Source organism: Pectobacterium carotovorum, from assembly GCF_900129615.1.
Classification (GTDB): domain Bacteria; phylum Pseudomonadota; class Gammaproteobacteria; order Enterobacterales; family Enterobacteriaceae; genus Pectobacterium; species Pectobacterium carotovorum.
Map to the genome: position 1 here is coordinate 23,514 of NZ_FQWI01000001.1, position 16,155 is coordinate 39,668.

General features: G+C 50.2%; 11 protein-coding genes. 9 read left to right on the forward strand and 2 right to left on the reverse strand.

The genetic code is table 11. The annotated features are described in order from the left end of the window. Positions 1-132: 132 nt before the first annotated feature. On the reverse strand, positions 133-1,095 hold the full coding sequence (gene trxB / locus BUB06_RS00120) for a thioredoxin-disulfide reductase (protein WP_039472667.1): 963 nt from the start codon (positions 1,093-1,095) through the stop codon (positions 133-135). 585 nt (positions 1,096-1,680) lie between these two features. Here trxB and lrp point away from each other — a divergent pair. From lrp to BUB06_RS00150, 6 genes are all read left to right on the forward strand, one after another. Continuing rightward, positions 1,681-2,175, forward strand: a complete 495-nt coding sequence (gene lrp / locus BUB06_RS00125) for a leucine-responsive transcriptional regulator Lrp (RefSeq protein WP_010277211.1) — start codon at positions 1,681-1,683, stop codon at positions 2,173-2,175. 114 nt (positions 2,176-2,289) lie between these two features. Continuing rightward, entirely contained in the window at positions 2,290-5,784 is a 3,495-nt protein-coding gene (locus BUB06_RS00130) for a DNA translocase FtsK 4TM domain-containing protein (RefSeq protein ID WP_039472668.1), read from the forward strand. Positions 5,785-6,033: 249 nt separating this feature from the next. Then, positions 6,034-6,645, forward strand: coding sequence for an outer membrane lipoprotein periplasmic chaperone LolA (gene lolA, locus BUB06_RS00135; protein ID WP_039472669.1), 612 nt, complete (start codon positions 6,034-6,036; stop codon positions 6,643-6,645). A 7-nt stretch (positions 6,646-6,652) separates the two neighbouring features. Further along, positions 6,653-7,996 carry a replication-associated recombination protein A gene (locus BUB06_RS00140; protein WP_010301094.1) on the forward strand — a complete coding sequence of 448 codons (1,344 nt, stop codon included), beginning with the start codon at positions 6,653-6,655 and terminating at the stop codon, positions 7,994-7,996. A 103-nt stretch (positions 7,997-8,099) separates the two neighbouring features. After that, positions 8,100-9,395, forward strand: coding sequence for a serine--tRNA ligase (serS, locus tag BUB06_RS00145; protein ID WP_010277199.1), 1,296 nt, complete (start codon positions 8,100-8,102; stop codon positions 9,393-9,395). A 315-nt stretch (positions 9,396-9,710) separates the two neighbouring features. Then, on the forward strand, positions 9,711-10,865 hold the full coding sequence (locus BUB06_RS00150) for an MFS transporter (RefSeq protein WP_010301091.1): 1,155 nt from the start codon (positions 9,711-9,713) through the stop codon (positions 10,863-10,865). Here the strand turns inward: BUB06_RS00150 and BUB06_RS00155 are convergent. Then, the gene (locus BUB06_RS00155) at positions 10,851-11,792 is read right to left on the reverse strand and encodes a LysR family transcriptional regulator (RefSeq protein ID WP_010301088.1); all 942 of its coding nucleotides are present in this window, start codon (positions 11,790-11,792) and stop codon (positions 10,851-10,853) included. The genes BUB06_RS00150 and BUB06_RS00155 overlap by 15 nt on opposite strands. Positions 11,793-12,065: 273 nt before the next feature. Here BUB06_RS00155 and BUB06_RS00160 point away from each other — a divergent pair, with 273 nt between their 5' ends. Genes BUB06_RS00160 through BUB06_RS00170 form a run of 3 tightly spaced genes read left to right on the forward strand, consistent with a single transcriptional unit; the run spans position 12,066 to position 16,112 of the window. Continuing rightward, positions 12,066-13,397, forward strand: coding sequence for a cytosine permease (locus tag BUB06_RS00160; RefSeq protein WP_010301085.1), 1,332 nt, complete (start codon positions 12,066-12,068; stop codon positions 13,395-13,397). Positions 13,398-13,423: 26 nt separating this feature from the next. Then, the gene (locus BUB06_RS00165) at positions 13,424-14,533 is read left to right on the forward strand and encodes a DUF917 domain-containing protein (RefSeq protein WP_010301082.1); all 1,110 of its coding nucleotides are present in this window, start codon (positions 13,424-13,426) and stop codon (positions 14,531-14,533) included. 10 nt (positions 14,534-14,543) lie between these two features. Further along, positions 14,544-16,112 carry a hydantoinase/oxoprolinase N-terminal domain-containing protein gene (locus tag BUB06_RS00170; protein ID WP_039472671.1) on the forward strand — a complete coding sequence of 523 codons (1,569 nt, stop codon included), beginning with the start codon at positions 14,544-14,546 and terminating at the stop codon, positions 16,110-16,112. Positions 16,113-16,155 lie beyond the last annotated feature (43 nt).

A 16,155-nucleotide genomic window follows, 5' to 3' on the forward strand; every position in this document is an offset into this window, starting at 1 on the left:
TACCGCGACAAGGACGCGCTGCAAACGAAAAGGAGAAGGGAAATGGGTGAGGCGATCAATTTTTGTGTTGCGGAAGGAAAACCAGAAGGAAGAAAACGGAACGGCTATTGCCGCTCCGTTATCAGTACACTCTTACTTGTTGACGGTCAGCCCGTCCAGATAGCGTTCAGCATCCAGTGCCGCCATACAGCCGGTACCTGCGGAGGTAATGGCCTGACGGTAGATGTGATCCATGACGTCGCCTGCGGCAAAGACGCCAGGAATGCTGGTCTGTGTCGCATTGCCGTGAATACCGGATTGTACTTTGATATAACCGTTTTCCAGTTCCAACTGACCGCCAAATACGGCCGTGTTCGGGCTGTGGCCGATAGCGATAAACACGCCAGCCAGCTCCAGTTCTTCCGCTGCGTCGCTTTGCGTATCGCGAATACGGACACCGGTTACACCCATGTCATCGCCCAGCACTTCGTCCAACGTACGGTTGGTATGCAGGATGATGTTGCCGTTTTTAACTTTGTCCATCAGGCGGTCGATCAGAATTTTCTCTGAACGGAACGTCTCGCGACGGTGGATCAAATGCACTTCCGCAGCGATGTTAGACAAATACAGCGCTTCTTCAACCGCGGTATTCCCGCCGCCAACGACAGCGACTTTCTGATTACGGTAGAAGAACCCGTCACAGGTTGCGCAGGCAGAAACCCCTTTGCCTTTAAATGCCTCTTCAGACGGCAGGCCAAGGTAACGAGCCGATGCCCCCGTGGCAATGATCAGCGCGTCACAGGTGTACTCGGCGCTATCGCCGAATAAACGGAAGGGACGGTTCTGCAAATCAACACGTTCAATATGATCGAAGATCACTTCAGTATTGAATTTGGTCGCGTGTGCATGCATACGCTCCATTAACCGCGGGCCAGTTAAATCATCGGCATCACCAGGCCAATTTTCTACTTCGGTTGTGGTCGTCAGCTGACCGCCTTTTTCCATACCCGTGATTAATACTGGCTGTAAATTCGCCCGTGCAGCATAAACAGCGGCAGTGTAGCCAGCCGGGCCTGAACCCAGAATCAATAACTTGTGATGTTTAACAGTACCCATGCTTTCCTCATTTCATGACGGCGGATAATGTCCATATGAACGGTCTCTACAACAAACCCGCTTCCTTACTACGAACAGTCTCTACCACGGACAATGCGAACGATTGTAAGGAAATTACAAGAGTAAAAAAAGTATGCAGAAAAGTTGCTGGCTATTTGTTTAATCGTTAATGACGATGAGGATGACAAATCGCTGAAAAATCAGCCACATTCATAAGTAAAATGATTGAAGTCACCTCGGAGAATGGCTCTGGCTTATCCAATCTGGCAGTTTCTTCTGATTTTCGTTGTTTTGCTTTGACAATCGGCTGTGCATTTGCGAAAACATCTGGGTAAGAGGAAATTTTTTGTATGTGAACAGTTAAAAGCTCGGCTTTTTATTCGTTTTTGCGCAGGTAGTAGGCCTTTGGGCCACGGATATGACGTGATGGTCTTTTCGCGGGTGAGCAATACGTGGGGCGAGAACGAGAAGTTAATGACTGTTGATATACAAAATAGGCAGCGTGTCTTCTTTAAGGGTAGCTCTGATACATGAGGTCTATCGGGGTAAAGCGGGTGCAGGGAAAAGTGAAGAGAGACAATAATAATGGTAGACACTAAAAAACGGCCAGGCAAAGATCTCGATCGTATTGATCGTAACATCCTGAACGAATTGCAAAAAGATGGACGTATTTCCAATGTCGAGCTTTCCAAACGTGTTGGGCTGTCGCCAACGCCTTGTCTGGAACGTGTACGTCGTCTGGAAAGACAGGGCTTCATTAACGGCTACACAGCGCTGCTAAACCCGCATTATCTGGATGCGTCACTGCTGGTTTTTGTTGAAATAACGCTAAACCGCGGCGCGCCTGATGTATTTGAACAGTTCAATGCTGCGGTGCAGAAACTGGAAGAAATTCAGGAATGTCATCTGGTTTCCGGTGATTTTGACTACCTGTTGAAAACGCGTGTGCCAGACATGTCCGCTTACCGTAAGCTCCTGGGTGAAACGCTGCTGCGTTTGCCGGGTGTAAACGACACCCGTACCTACGTGGTGATGGAAGAAGTGAAGCAAAGCAACCGTCTGGTCATTAAGACGCGATAAACGTGTGGGTGCAAAACCCGATAAATTCAGCTACACTCCTGTGAATTTATACAGTCCCAGCGCCGGGTTTTCTCGGCGCTTTGTCATAAACCTTACAGGCCCCTGGAGAGACTCTTGAGCCAGGAATATACAGAAGATAAAGACGTTACCCTGAAAAAACTCAGTGGAACACGTCGTTTGCTTGAAGCGATTTTAATCGTTGTGGCACTTTTTGCGGTTTATCTTAGTGTCGCACTACTCAGTTTCAGCCCCTCCGACCCCAGTTGGTCACAGACTGCATGGCATGAACCTATTCACAACCTTGGTGGTGTAGCAGGTGCATGGCTGGCGGATACGCTGTTCTTTATTTTTGGTGTGCTGGCCTACGCCATTCCACCGATTATGTTATCCCTGTGCTGGGCGGCTTTCCGTCAGCGCGATAACCAACAATCTATTGAATATTTTACCTTTTCACTTCGCCTGATTGGGACATTGGCGCTGATCCTGACCTCTTGCGGTTTGGCTGCGTTGAATATTGACGATCTCTACTACTTTGCTTCCGGTGGTGTCTTGGGAAGCCTGTTGAGCAGCTCAATGATCCCACGTTTCAACAGCATGGGCGCGACGCTGATTCTGCTGTGCGTGTGGGGCGCAGGGTTAACGCTGTTTACCGGCTGGTCATGGTTAACGATCGCTGAAAAAATTGGCGCGGGTGTCTTGGGGTGTTTGACGTTTATGTCAAACCGTTCACGCCACGATGAGGACTACCGCGAAGAACACGATCGTGAAGAAGATGAACGTGATGTGCTTAACCTGCGCCACGATGAGGCGTCGGGTGAGGTAGGAACACAACAGCGTGATGATGATGACGTCCTGTTTTCTGCGCCTTACGTGGCTGATGCGGTAAACGACACGGCGTCAGGCACTGAGATAGTTGAGTCATCACCGTTAGCTGAGAACGCGCCGACAGCGACACAACCGGCGATCTCCGCTGAAACGCCAGTGACAGCGTCAACATTGCCTGATGTGGCAACGCCTGATTCCACATTATCAGGAGCCGCATTCTCTGGTTCATCGTCTGGCTCTGGTTCATCGTCTGGCGTTGTGCCGCCCGTTACCCCATCTGCGATTGATTCGACGCCGTCGCTAAATCCACCGCTGTATTCGTTTGAAATCCCTGAAACGCCAGCGATCGCAACCTCTCCTGAGCTCCATAGTAGTGCGTATGTACCTTACGGAAATAGTTACGGAGAGAGTACTGTACCGCCGATTGTCACGGCACCCGTGGTTCAACCGTTTGCTGAGCCACCACAGCTTGCGCGTGATACGGATTCCAATGCGAATAACACCTTTATGCCTGCGTTCAGTGCCGATGGGGATGATAACCCGCAGATTAAACGCGGCGTAGGACCGGAACTGCCGCGTCCTAATCCGGTACGTATTCCTACTCGCCGCGAACTGGCGTCATACGGAATCAAACTGCCGTCGCAGCGGCTGGCTGAAGAGCAAGCAAGGTTGCAGGCGCAGAGCGGTAGTGCAGAAACGGAATTGGCGAATGATGTGTATCAGGAAGAGACGCCGGATGACATCGCCCAGCAGGAAGCGGCATTGCAGCAAGCGTATCTGGATCAGCAACGTCAGCGTTACGGTGATGAGTACCCGTTACAGGAAGACGATGAAGACGCGCGTCTGCAAGCCCAGCTAGCCAGAGACTTCGCTGCACAGCAGCAGTCACGTTATGACGCCAGCGCATTGCAGCACGATGAGGAAATCCCTGCTCCGGTAGCGCCGCCTGTGGTCAGTGCGCCCGTTCAGCCAAATCCTGTCACATCGCATAACGCTTTTTCATTCTCGCCGTTTAGTGCGGAGAGTGAGCGCGAGCCTGAACCGCATACGTTCAGTGAGTCCACCTATTCGCAGCCGTCCTACCGTGCTGAACCCGAGCTTCCGCCGATGCATGCTGGTGAAGATGGGGATGATGACGATGAGCGCAATCCGTTGACGTTTAGTCAGCCAGCGCAACCGACGTCAGCGCCTGTTGAGTCCGTGAAACAGGAAACGGTGGCTACACCAACGCATCATCCGGCAATGGATGGTTTGATTCACCCGTTCCTGATGCGTAACGAACAGCCGTTGCAGAAACCGACGACGCCGCTGCCAACGCTGGATTTGTTGACTCCACCGCCGGCTAGCGAAGCGCCTGTTGATAATTTCGCATTGGAACAGACGGCGCGACTGATTGAAGCACGTCTGGCTGATTTCCGGGTAAAAGCCGATGTGGTCGATCATTCTCCTGGGCCGGTGATCACACGGTTTGAATTGGATCTGGCACCGGGTGTTAAAGCGGCACGTATCTCGAATCTGTCGCGCGATTTGGCACGCTCACTGTCGGTTGTCGCAGTACGTATTGTTGAGGTTATCCCAGGCCGACCTTACGTCGGGCTGGAATTGCCGAACGCGCATCGTCAGACGGTTTATCTGCGAGAAGTACTGGACTGCGATCAGTTCCGGGATAATCCATCACCGCTGTCGATTGTGCTGGGTAAAGATATTGCGGGCGAGCCTGTCGTTGCCGATTTAGCGAAAATGCCACACCTGCTGGTTGCTGGTACGACGGGGTCGGGTAAATCGGTCGGCGTCAACGCCATGATCATCAGTATGTTGTATAAAGCCACGCCGGAAGACGTACGCTTTATCATGATTGACCCGAAAATGCTGGAGCTCTCGGTGTACGAAGGCATTCCGCATTTGTTGACGGAAGTCGTGACCGACATGAAAGATGCGGCCAATGCCCTACGCTGGTGTGTCGGTGAAATGGAACGCCGCTACAAGCTGATGTCAGCGCTTGGCGTACGTAATCTGGCGGGATACAACGAACGGGTAATGACCGCAAATGCAATGGGTCGTCCGATCCCCGATCCGTTCTGGAAGCCGGGTGACAGTATGGATATGACGCCGCCAGTACTGGAAAAACTGCCGTATATTGTTGTGATGGTCGATGAATTTGCTGACCTGATGATGGCGGTGGGTAAGAAAGTTGAAGAACTGATTGCCCGATTGGCGCAAAAAGCGCGTGCGGCGGGGATTCATCTGGTGCTGGCGACGCAGCGTCCTTCCGTTGATGTCATCACCGGGTTGATCAAGGCAAATATTCCGACGCGTATCGCGTTTACCGTTTCCAGCAAGATCGACTCACGAACTATCCTCGATCAAGGTGGCGCGGAGTCGCTATTGGGGATGGGGGATATGCTGTATATGGCACCTAACTCCTCGATACCTGTCCGTGTTCATGGCGCTTTTGTGCGCGATGAGGAAGTTCACGCCGTCGTTCAGGACTGGAAAGCGCGCGGTCGCCCTCAATATATCGATAATATTGTCAGCGGTGGCGACGATGCTGAAGGCGGAAGCCTCGGTCTTGATGGCGATGAAGAACTCGATCCGCTATTCGATCAGGCGGTAGAGTTTGTGGTCGATAAGCGGCGTGCATCCATCTCTGGCGTACAGCGTCAGTTCCGAATCGGTTATAACCGTGCCGCGCGAATCGTTGAGCAAATGGAGGCGCAGGGTATCGTCAGCTCCCCAGGACACAACGGTAACCGCGAGGTATTGGCTCCTCCATCGATGGAATAAGCATGCTGTACTGATTGACGTCACTCCACGATAAGGGCTGCGCGAGCAGCCCTTATGCAAAGAAGCGTAAAAGCGGCAATAAGCAGATAATTCACCTATCACCGTCCGAGTGGGTTCAGATAACATAGATCTATAGATAACGTAGCTCGACGAATAACACCGATCTGTAAAGAACATAGGCGCTAGGCAAAGCGTCTGACCTCGATAGATGAAGGTTCGTTATATTAAGAAATTCAAAGGATTATGCGTATGAAAAAGTGGTTAGCTATCAGTTGCCTGATTGCAGGTGTTACCTCAACCGCTGTCTATGCGGACGCGGCAAAAGATTTGCAGGGTCGCCTTAATAAAGTAAACAGTTTCCACGCCAATTTTAGCCAGAAAGTCACCAGCGCTGACGGTGCAGCGGTGCAGGAAGGGGAAGGCGAACTGTGGTTGAAACGTCCGAACCTATTTAACTGGAAAACCACATCACCTGACGAAAGTACGTTGATTTCTGACGGCAAAACACTGTGGTTCTACAATCCGTTTGTTGAGCAAGTCACGGCAACCTGGCTGAAAGATGCGACAGGAAATACGCCGTTCATTCTGATTACGCGTAACGATGCCAGCGACTGGAATAAATACGATGTGCGTCAGAAAGGCGATGATTTTGAACTTACGCCGAAGTCAGCGAGCGGCAATCTAAAGCAGTTCGCGATTAATGTGACGACAAACGGCACAATCAAGCAGTTTACCGCGACGGAACAAGACGGGCAGCGGAGCACTTATGTGCTGAAGAATCAGCAAAACGGCGCTGTTGATGCCACGCAATTCACGTTTACACCGCCGAAAGGCGTCACGCTGGATGACCAGCGTCAGTGAGGCCAGGGTGAGCAATCTGTCCCTTGATTTTTCCCATAATGAATTCCAACCGCTGGCTGCGCGTATGCGGCCTGCGACGTTGGCACAGTATATCGGTCAACAGCACCTGTTAGGTGCCGGTAAGCCTCTACCACGCGCCATTGAGGCAGGGCAGTTGCACTCAATGATTCTCTGGGGGCCGCCAGGAACGGGAAAAACCACGCTGGCAGAGCTGATTGGGCATTACGGGCAGGCGGATGTTGAACGTATTTCTGCCGTGACGTCTGGTATTAAGGAAATTCGTGAAGCGATTGAGCGTGCCCGGCAAAATCGCAATGCGGGGCGCCGCACTATTTTGTTTGTCGATGAAGTCCATCGTTTCAACAAAAGTCAGCAGGATGCGTTTCTGCCACATATTGAAGATGGAACGATCACCTTTATTGGTGCGACAACCGAAAACCCCTCTTTCGAACTCAATTCCGCGTTGTTATCGCGTGCCCGTGTCTATTTGCTAAAAGCACTTACGGCGGAAGATATCGAACAGGTCTTACTGCAGGCCATGAGCGATAGCGAACGAGGATACGGCGGACAGAATATTGTTCTGCCTGCCGAAACCGTGCGAATGCTGGCCGAATTGGTCAACGGCGATGCCAGACGTGCACTGAATAGCCTGGAAATGATGGCGGATATGGCGGAAATCGACGCGCAGGGTATGCGTGTTCTGACGCCGGCACTCCTCAACGAAATCTCTGGCGAGCGTAGTGCCCGTTTTGATAACAAAGGCGATCGCTATTACGACCTGATTTCAGCGTTGCATAAATCAGTAAGAGGCTCTGCGCCGGATGCGGCACTTTATTGGTACGCGAGAATCATCACCGCCGGTGGCGATCCGCTGTATGTTGCCCGACGACTGTTGGCGATTGCATCGGAAGATGTCGGCAATGCGGATCCGCGTGCGATGCAGGTGGCTATCTCAGCCTGGGATTGCTTCACCCGCGTTGGCCCCGCAGAAGGGGAGCGTGCCATCGCTCAGGCGATTGTTTATCTGGCCTGTGCGCCGAAAAGTAACGCCGTGTATAGCGCGTTTAAAGCCGCGATGCAGGATGCGCGCGAGAGGCCAGACTATGATGTTCCCGAGCATTTGCGCAATGCGCCTACCCGATTGATGAAAGAAATGGGGCTTGGGGCAGAGTATCGGTACGCACACAATGAACCTAATGCCTATGCCGCTGGCGAAAGCTATTTTCCGCCGGAAATGGCCGATACGCACTATTACGCGCCGACCTCACGCGGCCTTGAGGGCAAAATTGGTGAAAAGCTCGCCTGGCTTGCCACTCAGGATCAAAATAGCCCGACAAAACGCTACCGTTGAACTAAGCGTTGCGGTAAGGTTATTGCGGTATTTTCTGAAACCGGCCGCGCAGCGCGCCGTGTAAGCCACCATTTCATTTGATAATCATAAGCACAGGATTAGCATGCTCGATCCCAATTTACTGCGCAATGAGCTAGACGCAGTCGCCGAAAAGTTACTGGCTCGCAGAGGCTTTAAGCTGGATGTTGAGACCCTGCGTAAGCAGGAAGAACGTCGTAAAGTATTGCAGGTAGAAACTGAAAACCTGCAGGCAGAGCGTAACTCCCGATCGAAAGAGATTGGTGCAGCGAAAGCACGCGGTGAAGATATCGAGCCTTTACGTCGTGAAGTTAACACATTAGGCGAAAAACTGGATGCCGCGAAAGCCGAGCTGGATCAGTTGCAGAATGAAATTCGCGATCTGGCGTTAACGATCCCGAACCTGCCGGACGACTCTGTGCCGCTTGGAAAGGACGACACGCAGAATCAGGAAGTGACTCGCTGGGGTGAACCGCGTAAATATGATTTCCCCGTGCGCGATCATGTTGAACTCGGAGAGATGGCTGCCGGGTTGGATTTTGCCGCTGCGGTGAAATTAACCGGTGCGCGTTTTGTCGTGATGAAAGGACAGATTGCCCGTTTGCACCGTGCGCTTGCCCAGTTCATGCTGGATTTGCACACACAGCAGCATGGCTATCAGGAAGCGTATGTCCCTTATCTGGTAAACCACGCCACGTTATATGGTACAGGCCAACTGCCTAAGTTTGGTGAAGACCTGTTCCATACTACTCCGCTGAGCGAAGAAGCGGAAAGCAGCAGCTATGCACTGATTCCGACGGCTGAAGTGCCGTTGACCAATCTGGTGCGTGACGAGATTCTTGATGAAGAATCCTTGCCGTTGAAAATGACTGCACACACGCCGTGCTTCCGTTCAGAAGCGGGCTCGTATGGTCGTGATACGCGTGGGTTGATTCGTATGCACCAGTTTGACAAGGTTGAACTGGTACAAATCGTCCGCCCTGAAGATTCCATGCAGGCGCTGGAAGAATTGACGACTCACGCTGAAACCGTGCTGCAACTGCTGAAATTACCTTATCGTAAGGTCTTGCTGTGTACGGGTGATATGGGCTTTGGCTCCACCAAAACTTACGATCTGGAAGTCTGGTTGCCGGCGCAGGACACGTACCGTGAAATCTCTTCCTGCTCAAACATGTGGGATTTCCAGGCGCGCCGTATGCAGGCTCGCTGCCGCAGTAAGTCCGATAAGAAGACCCGACTGGTTCACACGCTGAACGGTTCTGGTTTGGCAGTCGGTCGTACACTGGTTGCCGTTCTGGAAAACTACCAGCAGGCTGATGGCCGTATTGAGGTTCCAGAAGTGCTGCGTCCATATATGGGCGGGCTGGAATTTATTGGCTAATTGCGGTTACCTGAATAAAGCGCCTAAGGGCGCTTTTTTTACGGTATAGGTTCGGTAATATTTTTTCATCGTAAAAATAATTACTCTCCCTTAAACACCTCGCGTTACTGAAATTTTAAGTTAAAACTTATTTAAAATCAGTGGAGTAGTGGTTTTCTGTTTTTAAGCGTAGCGGGCTTCCTATTTGTGTTGATTAATTCTTTCAATCCATAATTTGAGAAAGGACTTTTAGCACTTTTTGCCCGGATTGACTTTTATATACGCAGTGGCATGATGCGCTCACTCTTCTCCGGTTGTTTGGTTATCCACTTCGCTATGTCTGCTTATTCCCGCCCAGTGCTGTTATTGCTCTGCGGACTTTTGCTGCTGACGGTTTGTATTGCGGTATTAAATACCTTGGTACCACTGTGGCTGAGTTATCAATCTCTTCCTGTCTGGCAGGTTGGCCTTGTTGGTTCATCCTACTTCGGCGGTAATCTGGTTGGAACGTTATTAGCCGGTAAGTTAATCAAACTTTATGGATTTAACCGTAGCTATTATTTTGCGGCTTTATTATTTGGCATCGCAATCGTTGGCCTCGGTATTTCTGGGGATATCGGTAGCTGGCTGTTCTGGCGCTTCCTTGCCGGTATCGGCTGTGCATTAATCTGGGTCGTGGTTGAAAGCGCTTTGTTATGTAGCGGAACGCCGACGCAGAGAGGGCAGTTGCTGGCTGCCTATATGATTGCCTATTACCTCGGTAGCGTAGTTGGACAGCTTCTGCTTGGCATATTGCCGAGCGCATTACTGAACGTGCTGCCGTGGATGGTCGCGTTAGTTATTTTGGCGGTATTACCGCTGCTGTTTACTCGTCTCCCTACGCCGCCAGAGCAGCAAGAAAAGCATGTCAACATGTGGAAAATGCTGACGTACCGCAGTGCCCGTTTAGGCGTTCACGGCTGTATTATTTCCGGCGCAATTTTAGGATCGCTGTATGGTCTGATGCCGCTGTATCTCTCCCATCAGGGAATGAATGATGCGCAGGTTGGATACTGGATGGCGCTGCTGATCAGCTCCGGGATTATCGGACAATGGCCTATTGGACGTATGGCCGATCGTTATGGCCGATTGCTGGTTCTGCGGGTATTGGTCTTTGTGGTGATTATTGGCTGTATTGCTATGTTAAGCATTAGCCACTATGCCATGGCACCGTCGCTGTTCCTGCTGGGATGTGCAGGGTTTACGCTGTATCCCGTTGCCATGTCTTGGGCATGTGAAAAAGTGCGCCCTGACGAACTGGTCGCGATGAATCAGGCCTTGCTCCTCAGCTACACGCTTGGCAGTCTTTGCGGACCAAGCGTTGCTGCGGTATTGATGCAGAGCTATTCCGATCGATTGCTGTTTGTTTTGATCGCTGTTGTTGCCATGATCTACCTGATGATGCTGCTCAGGAAGGCCGATCACCACCCAACGCCATTAGCTGCTGCTTGAGCTAACAACATCGAGGCTGGCCAGCGAACTTTGTCCCGCTTCCACCATGTTATTCCACAGCGCTTCGGCCACTGGGCTAAGGCGCTGTTTCGCGTTTCGCACCAGATAAAATATGCTGGTGAGCTTTAAACGGTCTGGAGCGACTGCAGCAAGCTTTCCTTTTTCAACCCAAGCGTTGGCATAATGATCGGGAAGAAAACCAATATGCGTTCCTGCCAGCAGAAGCAGTAGGCTTCCCTCAAGATGCCAGGCTGTTTGGTGGAAACCTTGCTTTGATACAGGACCTAACTGTTTAGATATTTCGTTGAAGGCATGCCCACCGATTAGCAGTCGACGAGGATTTAATTCACCATTGATCCATTCACGTTCTATAGTTTCAGCATTTTCTGCTAGTGAATAAAAGTAACTGTGTTCAACAAATACAGGCTCATAAAAAATGTCTGAGGGAATATCATCGGGCAGGGCACTGAGAACAATGTCGAGATGTCCGTTTTTTAGCCGCTCCATGAGTGGAAGGTATTCCATAATTTCAAGTTCGACATTAACTTCTGGGCTTTGGGCATAAAGGTGGGTTATCGCCTGAGACACAACATTATTAGGGTGGGTTGCAATGTTATCCAGACAGCCTAATTTGACTTTACCTATAAGCTGGTGCTTGATACGGGCTAGTCTGTTAGCAAAGTCATCAAGTGTGGAAATGACAGATTTTGCCTCCTGATAGACGACCTCACCTTCGGTTGTTAAGGCAAACCCACCACGGCCACGTTCGCACAAGACAAGCCCGAGCGTATCCTCGAGGCGAGACAGGTAGTGACTTAGTACAGGCTGACTTAAGCCTGTTGCGGCTTGTGCGTTAGTAATTCCTTTTTTTTCAACAATTTTACAAAAAAGCTTTAACCAGCGGATCTCCAGTTTATCTAAGCGCATAGCATATCCTTCGCATACATTACATATCTGAATGTTAACATCAAAATATATCTGTATTAATCGATATGAAACCCATTTATCTTATTGTCACGCCACATCACTGATGTGGTTACCACAAATAGTGTGGTTTTATGCGTCACATCAGGGTCTCTCATAAGCACAATGGTGTTGTTAGCTTGCTGACGGCACCATTGTTCTATACGCCGCCAGGCAACCTCTATAAAATATCACAACGATACAATAATTATTTGCTGCTTATTTAATGGAGGAGTTATGTCTCAAGGGAAAGCTGTACCTGAAAAAGAACAACAGGAGCGGCAAATTTATGATTACGAATACGAAAAAGTTCCTGTCGAAGCAAGAAAAAGTTGGTATGTCATTGCCTTGATATGGCTGGCTATAGGGATCGATATCTCTGGTCTATTTCTCGGGTCTTTTCTAAGTAGTGGATTACCATTCTCTCAGGCCATCAGTGCCACGCTTATTGGCTCAGCCTTACTCGGTGTTCTTGCCGCATTATGTGCGAACGTTGGTTATGGCTGTGGGCTATCAACAACGCTACTGAGTATCTCTGTTTTTGGGCGACTAGGTGGGAAAGTGATAGGCGTATTCTCCGCTGTTTCACTGGTTGGATGGTTTGCCTTTCAACTCGATTTCTTTGGTGTGATGTTGCAAAAAGCACTGTCACATTATCAACTGGAACCTGGTCGCTTTTTTATCCTACTTTTTGGTATGGCACTAATGGCATCGACGGCCATTTGGGGCGTTAGGGCGTTAGGGAAACTAAGCGCATTAAGTGTCCCGCTAATGCTTATACTCATCGTCTCAGGAATATATCTCGCCGCTGACGGTCATTCTTCTCCTGCTGAAGTTGTCATTAAAAAGCCGATAAGTTTAGGGAGTGCTATTTCTTACGTTGTTTCTATCTGGATCGTGGCAGCAAGTATCATGTCGCCTGATATCGCTCGTTATTCCAGAACGCGTAAAGATGCCATATTAGGCTCAGGTTTGGGGTTCTTACTGGGAAACAGCGCAACGATTCTTGTCGCACTCATATTGACCCGCATGGTTGGTAGTGACGATTTGGTTGAAATATTTTTCACTATAGGGCTCGGTGTTTCAGCGATTGTGATTTTAATTTTTGCGCAATGGACAACGAATAGTTCTAATTTAATTTCAGCCTCATTAGGCCTCTCTGTTGTTGTCAGAGCGATATCTCGGCCAATACTCGTTGTGTTGATGGCATTTGCGGGTCTGCTTCTGGCTTATAACGGCATGATTAATAACTTCACCCAGTTTCTGTCGTTACTCGGTGTTCTGATTTCCCCTATTGCAGGGGTTTACCTTGCTGAATATTACTTTTTTGATTCCTCGCGTCTAAAGCAGGATGCATCACAACCACCTTTACTGAATATTTGTGCCTCTATCGCATGGTTATGCGGCAGTTTTGTAAGCTTATTAACAGCTACAGATTTCTTTGATTTGTTTACGATCACATCCGTTTCTACATTGGATGGCATAATAATCAGCCTAGTGATGTATATCGCTATGCGGAAAATGTTCCCGCAGTTGGCAGAGTCTGCCCATTCGTTCTCTAAATCCTAGGTTGTTCAGTGGTTATTGGATAAGTAATGGTCCGCTATATTGATTTTGAAATGATAGATGATATCGCTCTGGGAGCTTCAATCCTTGGCACCGGCGGTGGTGGGGATCCTTATTTAGGATCGCTAATTGCGAAAAATGCTTTGCGCCATGGAAAGCCTGTAACGTTGTGCAATCTGGATGACGTAAAGGATAGCGAGCTTTTTATCCCGTGCAGTACGATGGGTGCACCGACGGTTTCCGTAGAAAAAATCATTTCACCGCGGCAAATTCTTCTGGCATTTGAAACAATGGAGAATTATCTCGCTGAATCAGCATCTGGGACTTTTTCTATCGAAGTCGGCGGCATCAATTCACTCATACCATTAGTGGTTGCGGCCGCAAAAGGGTTACCTGTTATCGACTGTGACGCAATGGGGAGAGCCTTCCCCGAAGCGCAGATGGTGACCTTTTTTCTCGATGATTTAACCTCTGCGCCAAATACATTGGCAGATGAGAAGGGCAATGCAGTCATTCTTAATCCTATAGATGGTATGTGGTCGGAACGGTTGGCCCGCGCGATTGTTGAACAAATGGGCGCTGCTTGCGCGATGTGCGATTACCCCTTACGCGGTAGCCAACTTAAGCGTAGCGCTATCAAAGGCACGCTGACGCTGGCGCAGGATATCGGAAGAATGCTACGTCAGGCTCACAAGTCGGGCAGTCATCCAGTACAGTCTCTGCTTACTGTGCTGAATGGCCATATCGTTGCATCAGGGAAAATTGTTGATGTAGCACGGCGCACAACCGGTGGTTTTGCTCGGGGTAAAGTGGTGCTGGATGGTATGGGAAACGACAAAGGCGAGTCGTTTACGGTACTTTTCCAGAATGAACTCCTGCTGGCTTATCGTTCTTCACAGACAACAGAACCTACACAGGATAATCTGCTGGCTGTTGTGCCTGATTTAATCTCCATAGTAGATAGTGAAACCGGACGTCCGATCATCACGGAACATTTACGTTATGGGCAGCGAGTCGATGTGATTGCCTATCCGTGCAATGACAAGTGGCGAACGCCAAAAGGGATTGACGTTGCGGGACCGGAGTATTTCGGTTATCCGGTGCAGTATGTACCGATAGAACTGCTTGCGAATCGCTGAGGCTTTCCCGATGTTACATAAAAATGATTACCGACTCGGGATTGATGTCGGCGGCACCAACACGGATGCGGCAATTTTAGATGCTGATCTACGCTGCATCGCGACGGCCAAATTTCCTACCAGTCTGGATATCTACAGCGGCATCGAACGGGTGATTGCGGAAGTATTGGCGCAGTCTGGCATCGCACCGCAGCATATTCGCTATGCGATGTTAGGTACAACCCAATGTACCAATGCCATTGTTGAGCGGAAAGGGCTGGATCGCGTCGGATTATTGCGCCTGAGCCTGCCAAGTAGCGATAGCGTCCCGCCGCTGTTTGGCTGGGATGACGAGTGGCAAAGGACATTAGGCGAGCATTTCTACCAGATTCACGGCGGCTATGAATTTGATGGTCGAGAGATTCATTCTGTACTGCGGGATGAAGTGCTGGCAGTTTGTGACAAGATGCGCGGCCATGTCGATAGCCTGGCCATTTGTGGCGTATTTTCCCCCGTAAATAATGAGCAGGAACTGCAGGTTGCCCAGTGGGTGAGTGCGGCATTGCCAGAGGTTTCCGTGTCGTTATCCCACCGGATAGGCAGCACGGGATTATTGGAAAGGGAAAACGCGACGATCCTGAATGCATCGTTGCAAAGCACCGCGAACCGCTTTGTTAACGGCTTTACGCAAGCGCTAGTTCGGCACGGCATTAAGGCTACGCCCTTTTTCGGGCAAAACGATGGCACATTGATGTCCGAGAGCATGGTGAAGCAATATCCCATTTTGACGATGGCTTGCGGGCCAACGAACTCGATTCGCGGGGCGTGTCACCTTTCTGGACTGGATAATGCGCTGGTTATCGATGTTGGCGGTACGACGACAGACATTGGCGTGTTGGTGAATGGCTTCCCGCGTGAGTCAGCAATTGCCGTTGAAGTCGGCGATGTGCGGACGAATTTCAGAATGCCAGACATTATTTCTATCGGTATTGGTGGCGGAACCTGCGTGCGACAGTCTCAGGACGGGAAACTCACCCTTGGGCCGGATAGTGTCGGTTATCGCCTGCTTGAACAGGGAGTCAGCTTTGGCGGGGAGACGTTAACGCTCAGCGATATCATGCTGCAACTTCATCGTGAGAGATGGGTTACCGCTCTTCCTCATCCGCTGCCCGAACTGGATAACACATTTTGCCAGCAGGCTTATTGCCAGATGATTGAGAAAGTGGAAAGTGCTATCGATCGGATTAAATCGTCAAGCGCGGCTATTCCGGCCGTGCTTGTGGGCGGTGGCAGTATTTTACTCCCTGACGTTTTATCCGGTGTCAGTCAGGTCATGCGCCCGCAGAATTTTGATGCGGCAAATGCGGTTGGTGTGGCGTTAGGGAAGGTGGGCGCACAGATCGAGCGCGTAGTTAAAATGCCGGATAACGATCGTGAGAAGATAAAAAGCGAATTGCAGCAGCAAACCATTTTTCTTGCAGAAGAGATGGGAGCCATGCCGGGCAGCGTTGAAATCATCGACTATCAGGACATTCCGTTGGCTTATCTGCCGGGGAATGCGGTACAGGTGAAAATCAAGGCGGCAGGGAACTTGGCTTAGCGCAGCACATTAACGTTGCAGAGATTGTTTACCCGCCAAAATG

Bases quoted from the DNA above. Each gene is read 5' to 3' on its own strand.
- BUB06_RS00155 (WP_010301088.1), bottom strand. From the start codon at position 11,792: ATGCGCTTAGATAAACTGGAGATCCGCTGGTTAAAGCTTTTTTGTAAA.
- lolA (WP_039472669.1), top strand. From the start codon at position 6,034: ATGAAAAAGTGGTTAGCTATCAGTTGCCTGATTGCAGGTGTTACCTCA.
- BUB06_RS00160 (WP_010301085.1), top strand. From the start codon at position 12,066: ATGTCTCAAGGGAAAGCTGTACCTGAAAAAGAACAACAGGAGCGGCAA.
- BUB06_RS00150 (WP_010301091.1), top strand. From the start codon at position 9,711: ATGTCTGCTTATTCCCGCCCAGTGCTGTTATTGCTCTGCGGACTTTTG.
- BUB06_RS00165 (WP_010301082.1), top strand. From the start codon at position 13,424: ATGGTCCGCTATATTGATTTTGAAATGATAGATGATATCGCTCTGGGA.
- trxB (WP_039472667.1), bottom strand. From the start codon at position 1,095: ATGGGTACTGTTAAACATCACAAGTTATTGATTCTGGGTTCAGGCCCG.
- serS (WP_010277199.1), top strand. From the start codon at position 8,100: ATGCTCGATCCCAATTTACTGCGCAATGAGCTAGACGCAGTCGCCGAA.
- BUB06_RS00170 (WP_039472671.1), top strand. From the start codon at position 14,544: ATGTTACATAAAAATGATTACCGACTCGGGATTGATGTCGGCGGCACC.
- lrp (WP_010277211.1), top strand. From the start codon at position 1,681: ATGGTAGACACTAAAAAACGGCCAGGCAAAGATCTCGATCGTATTGAT.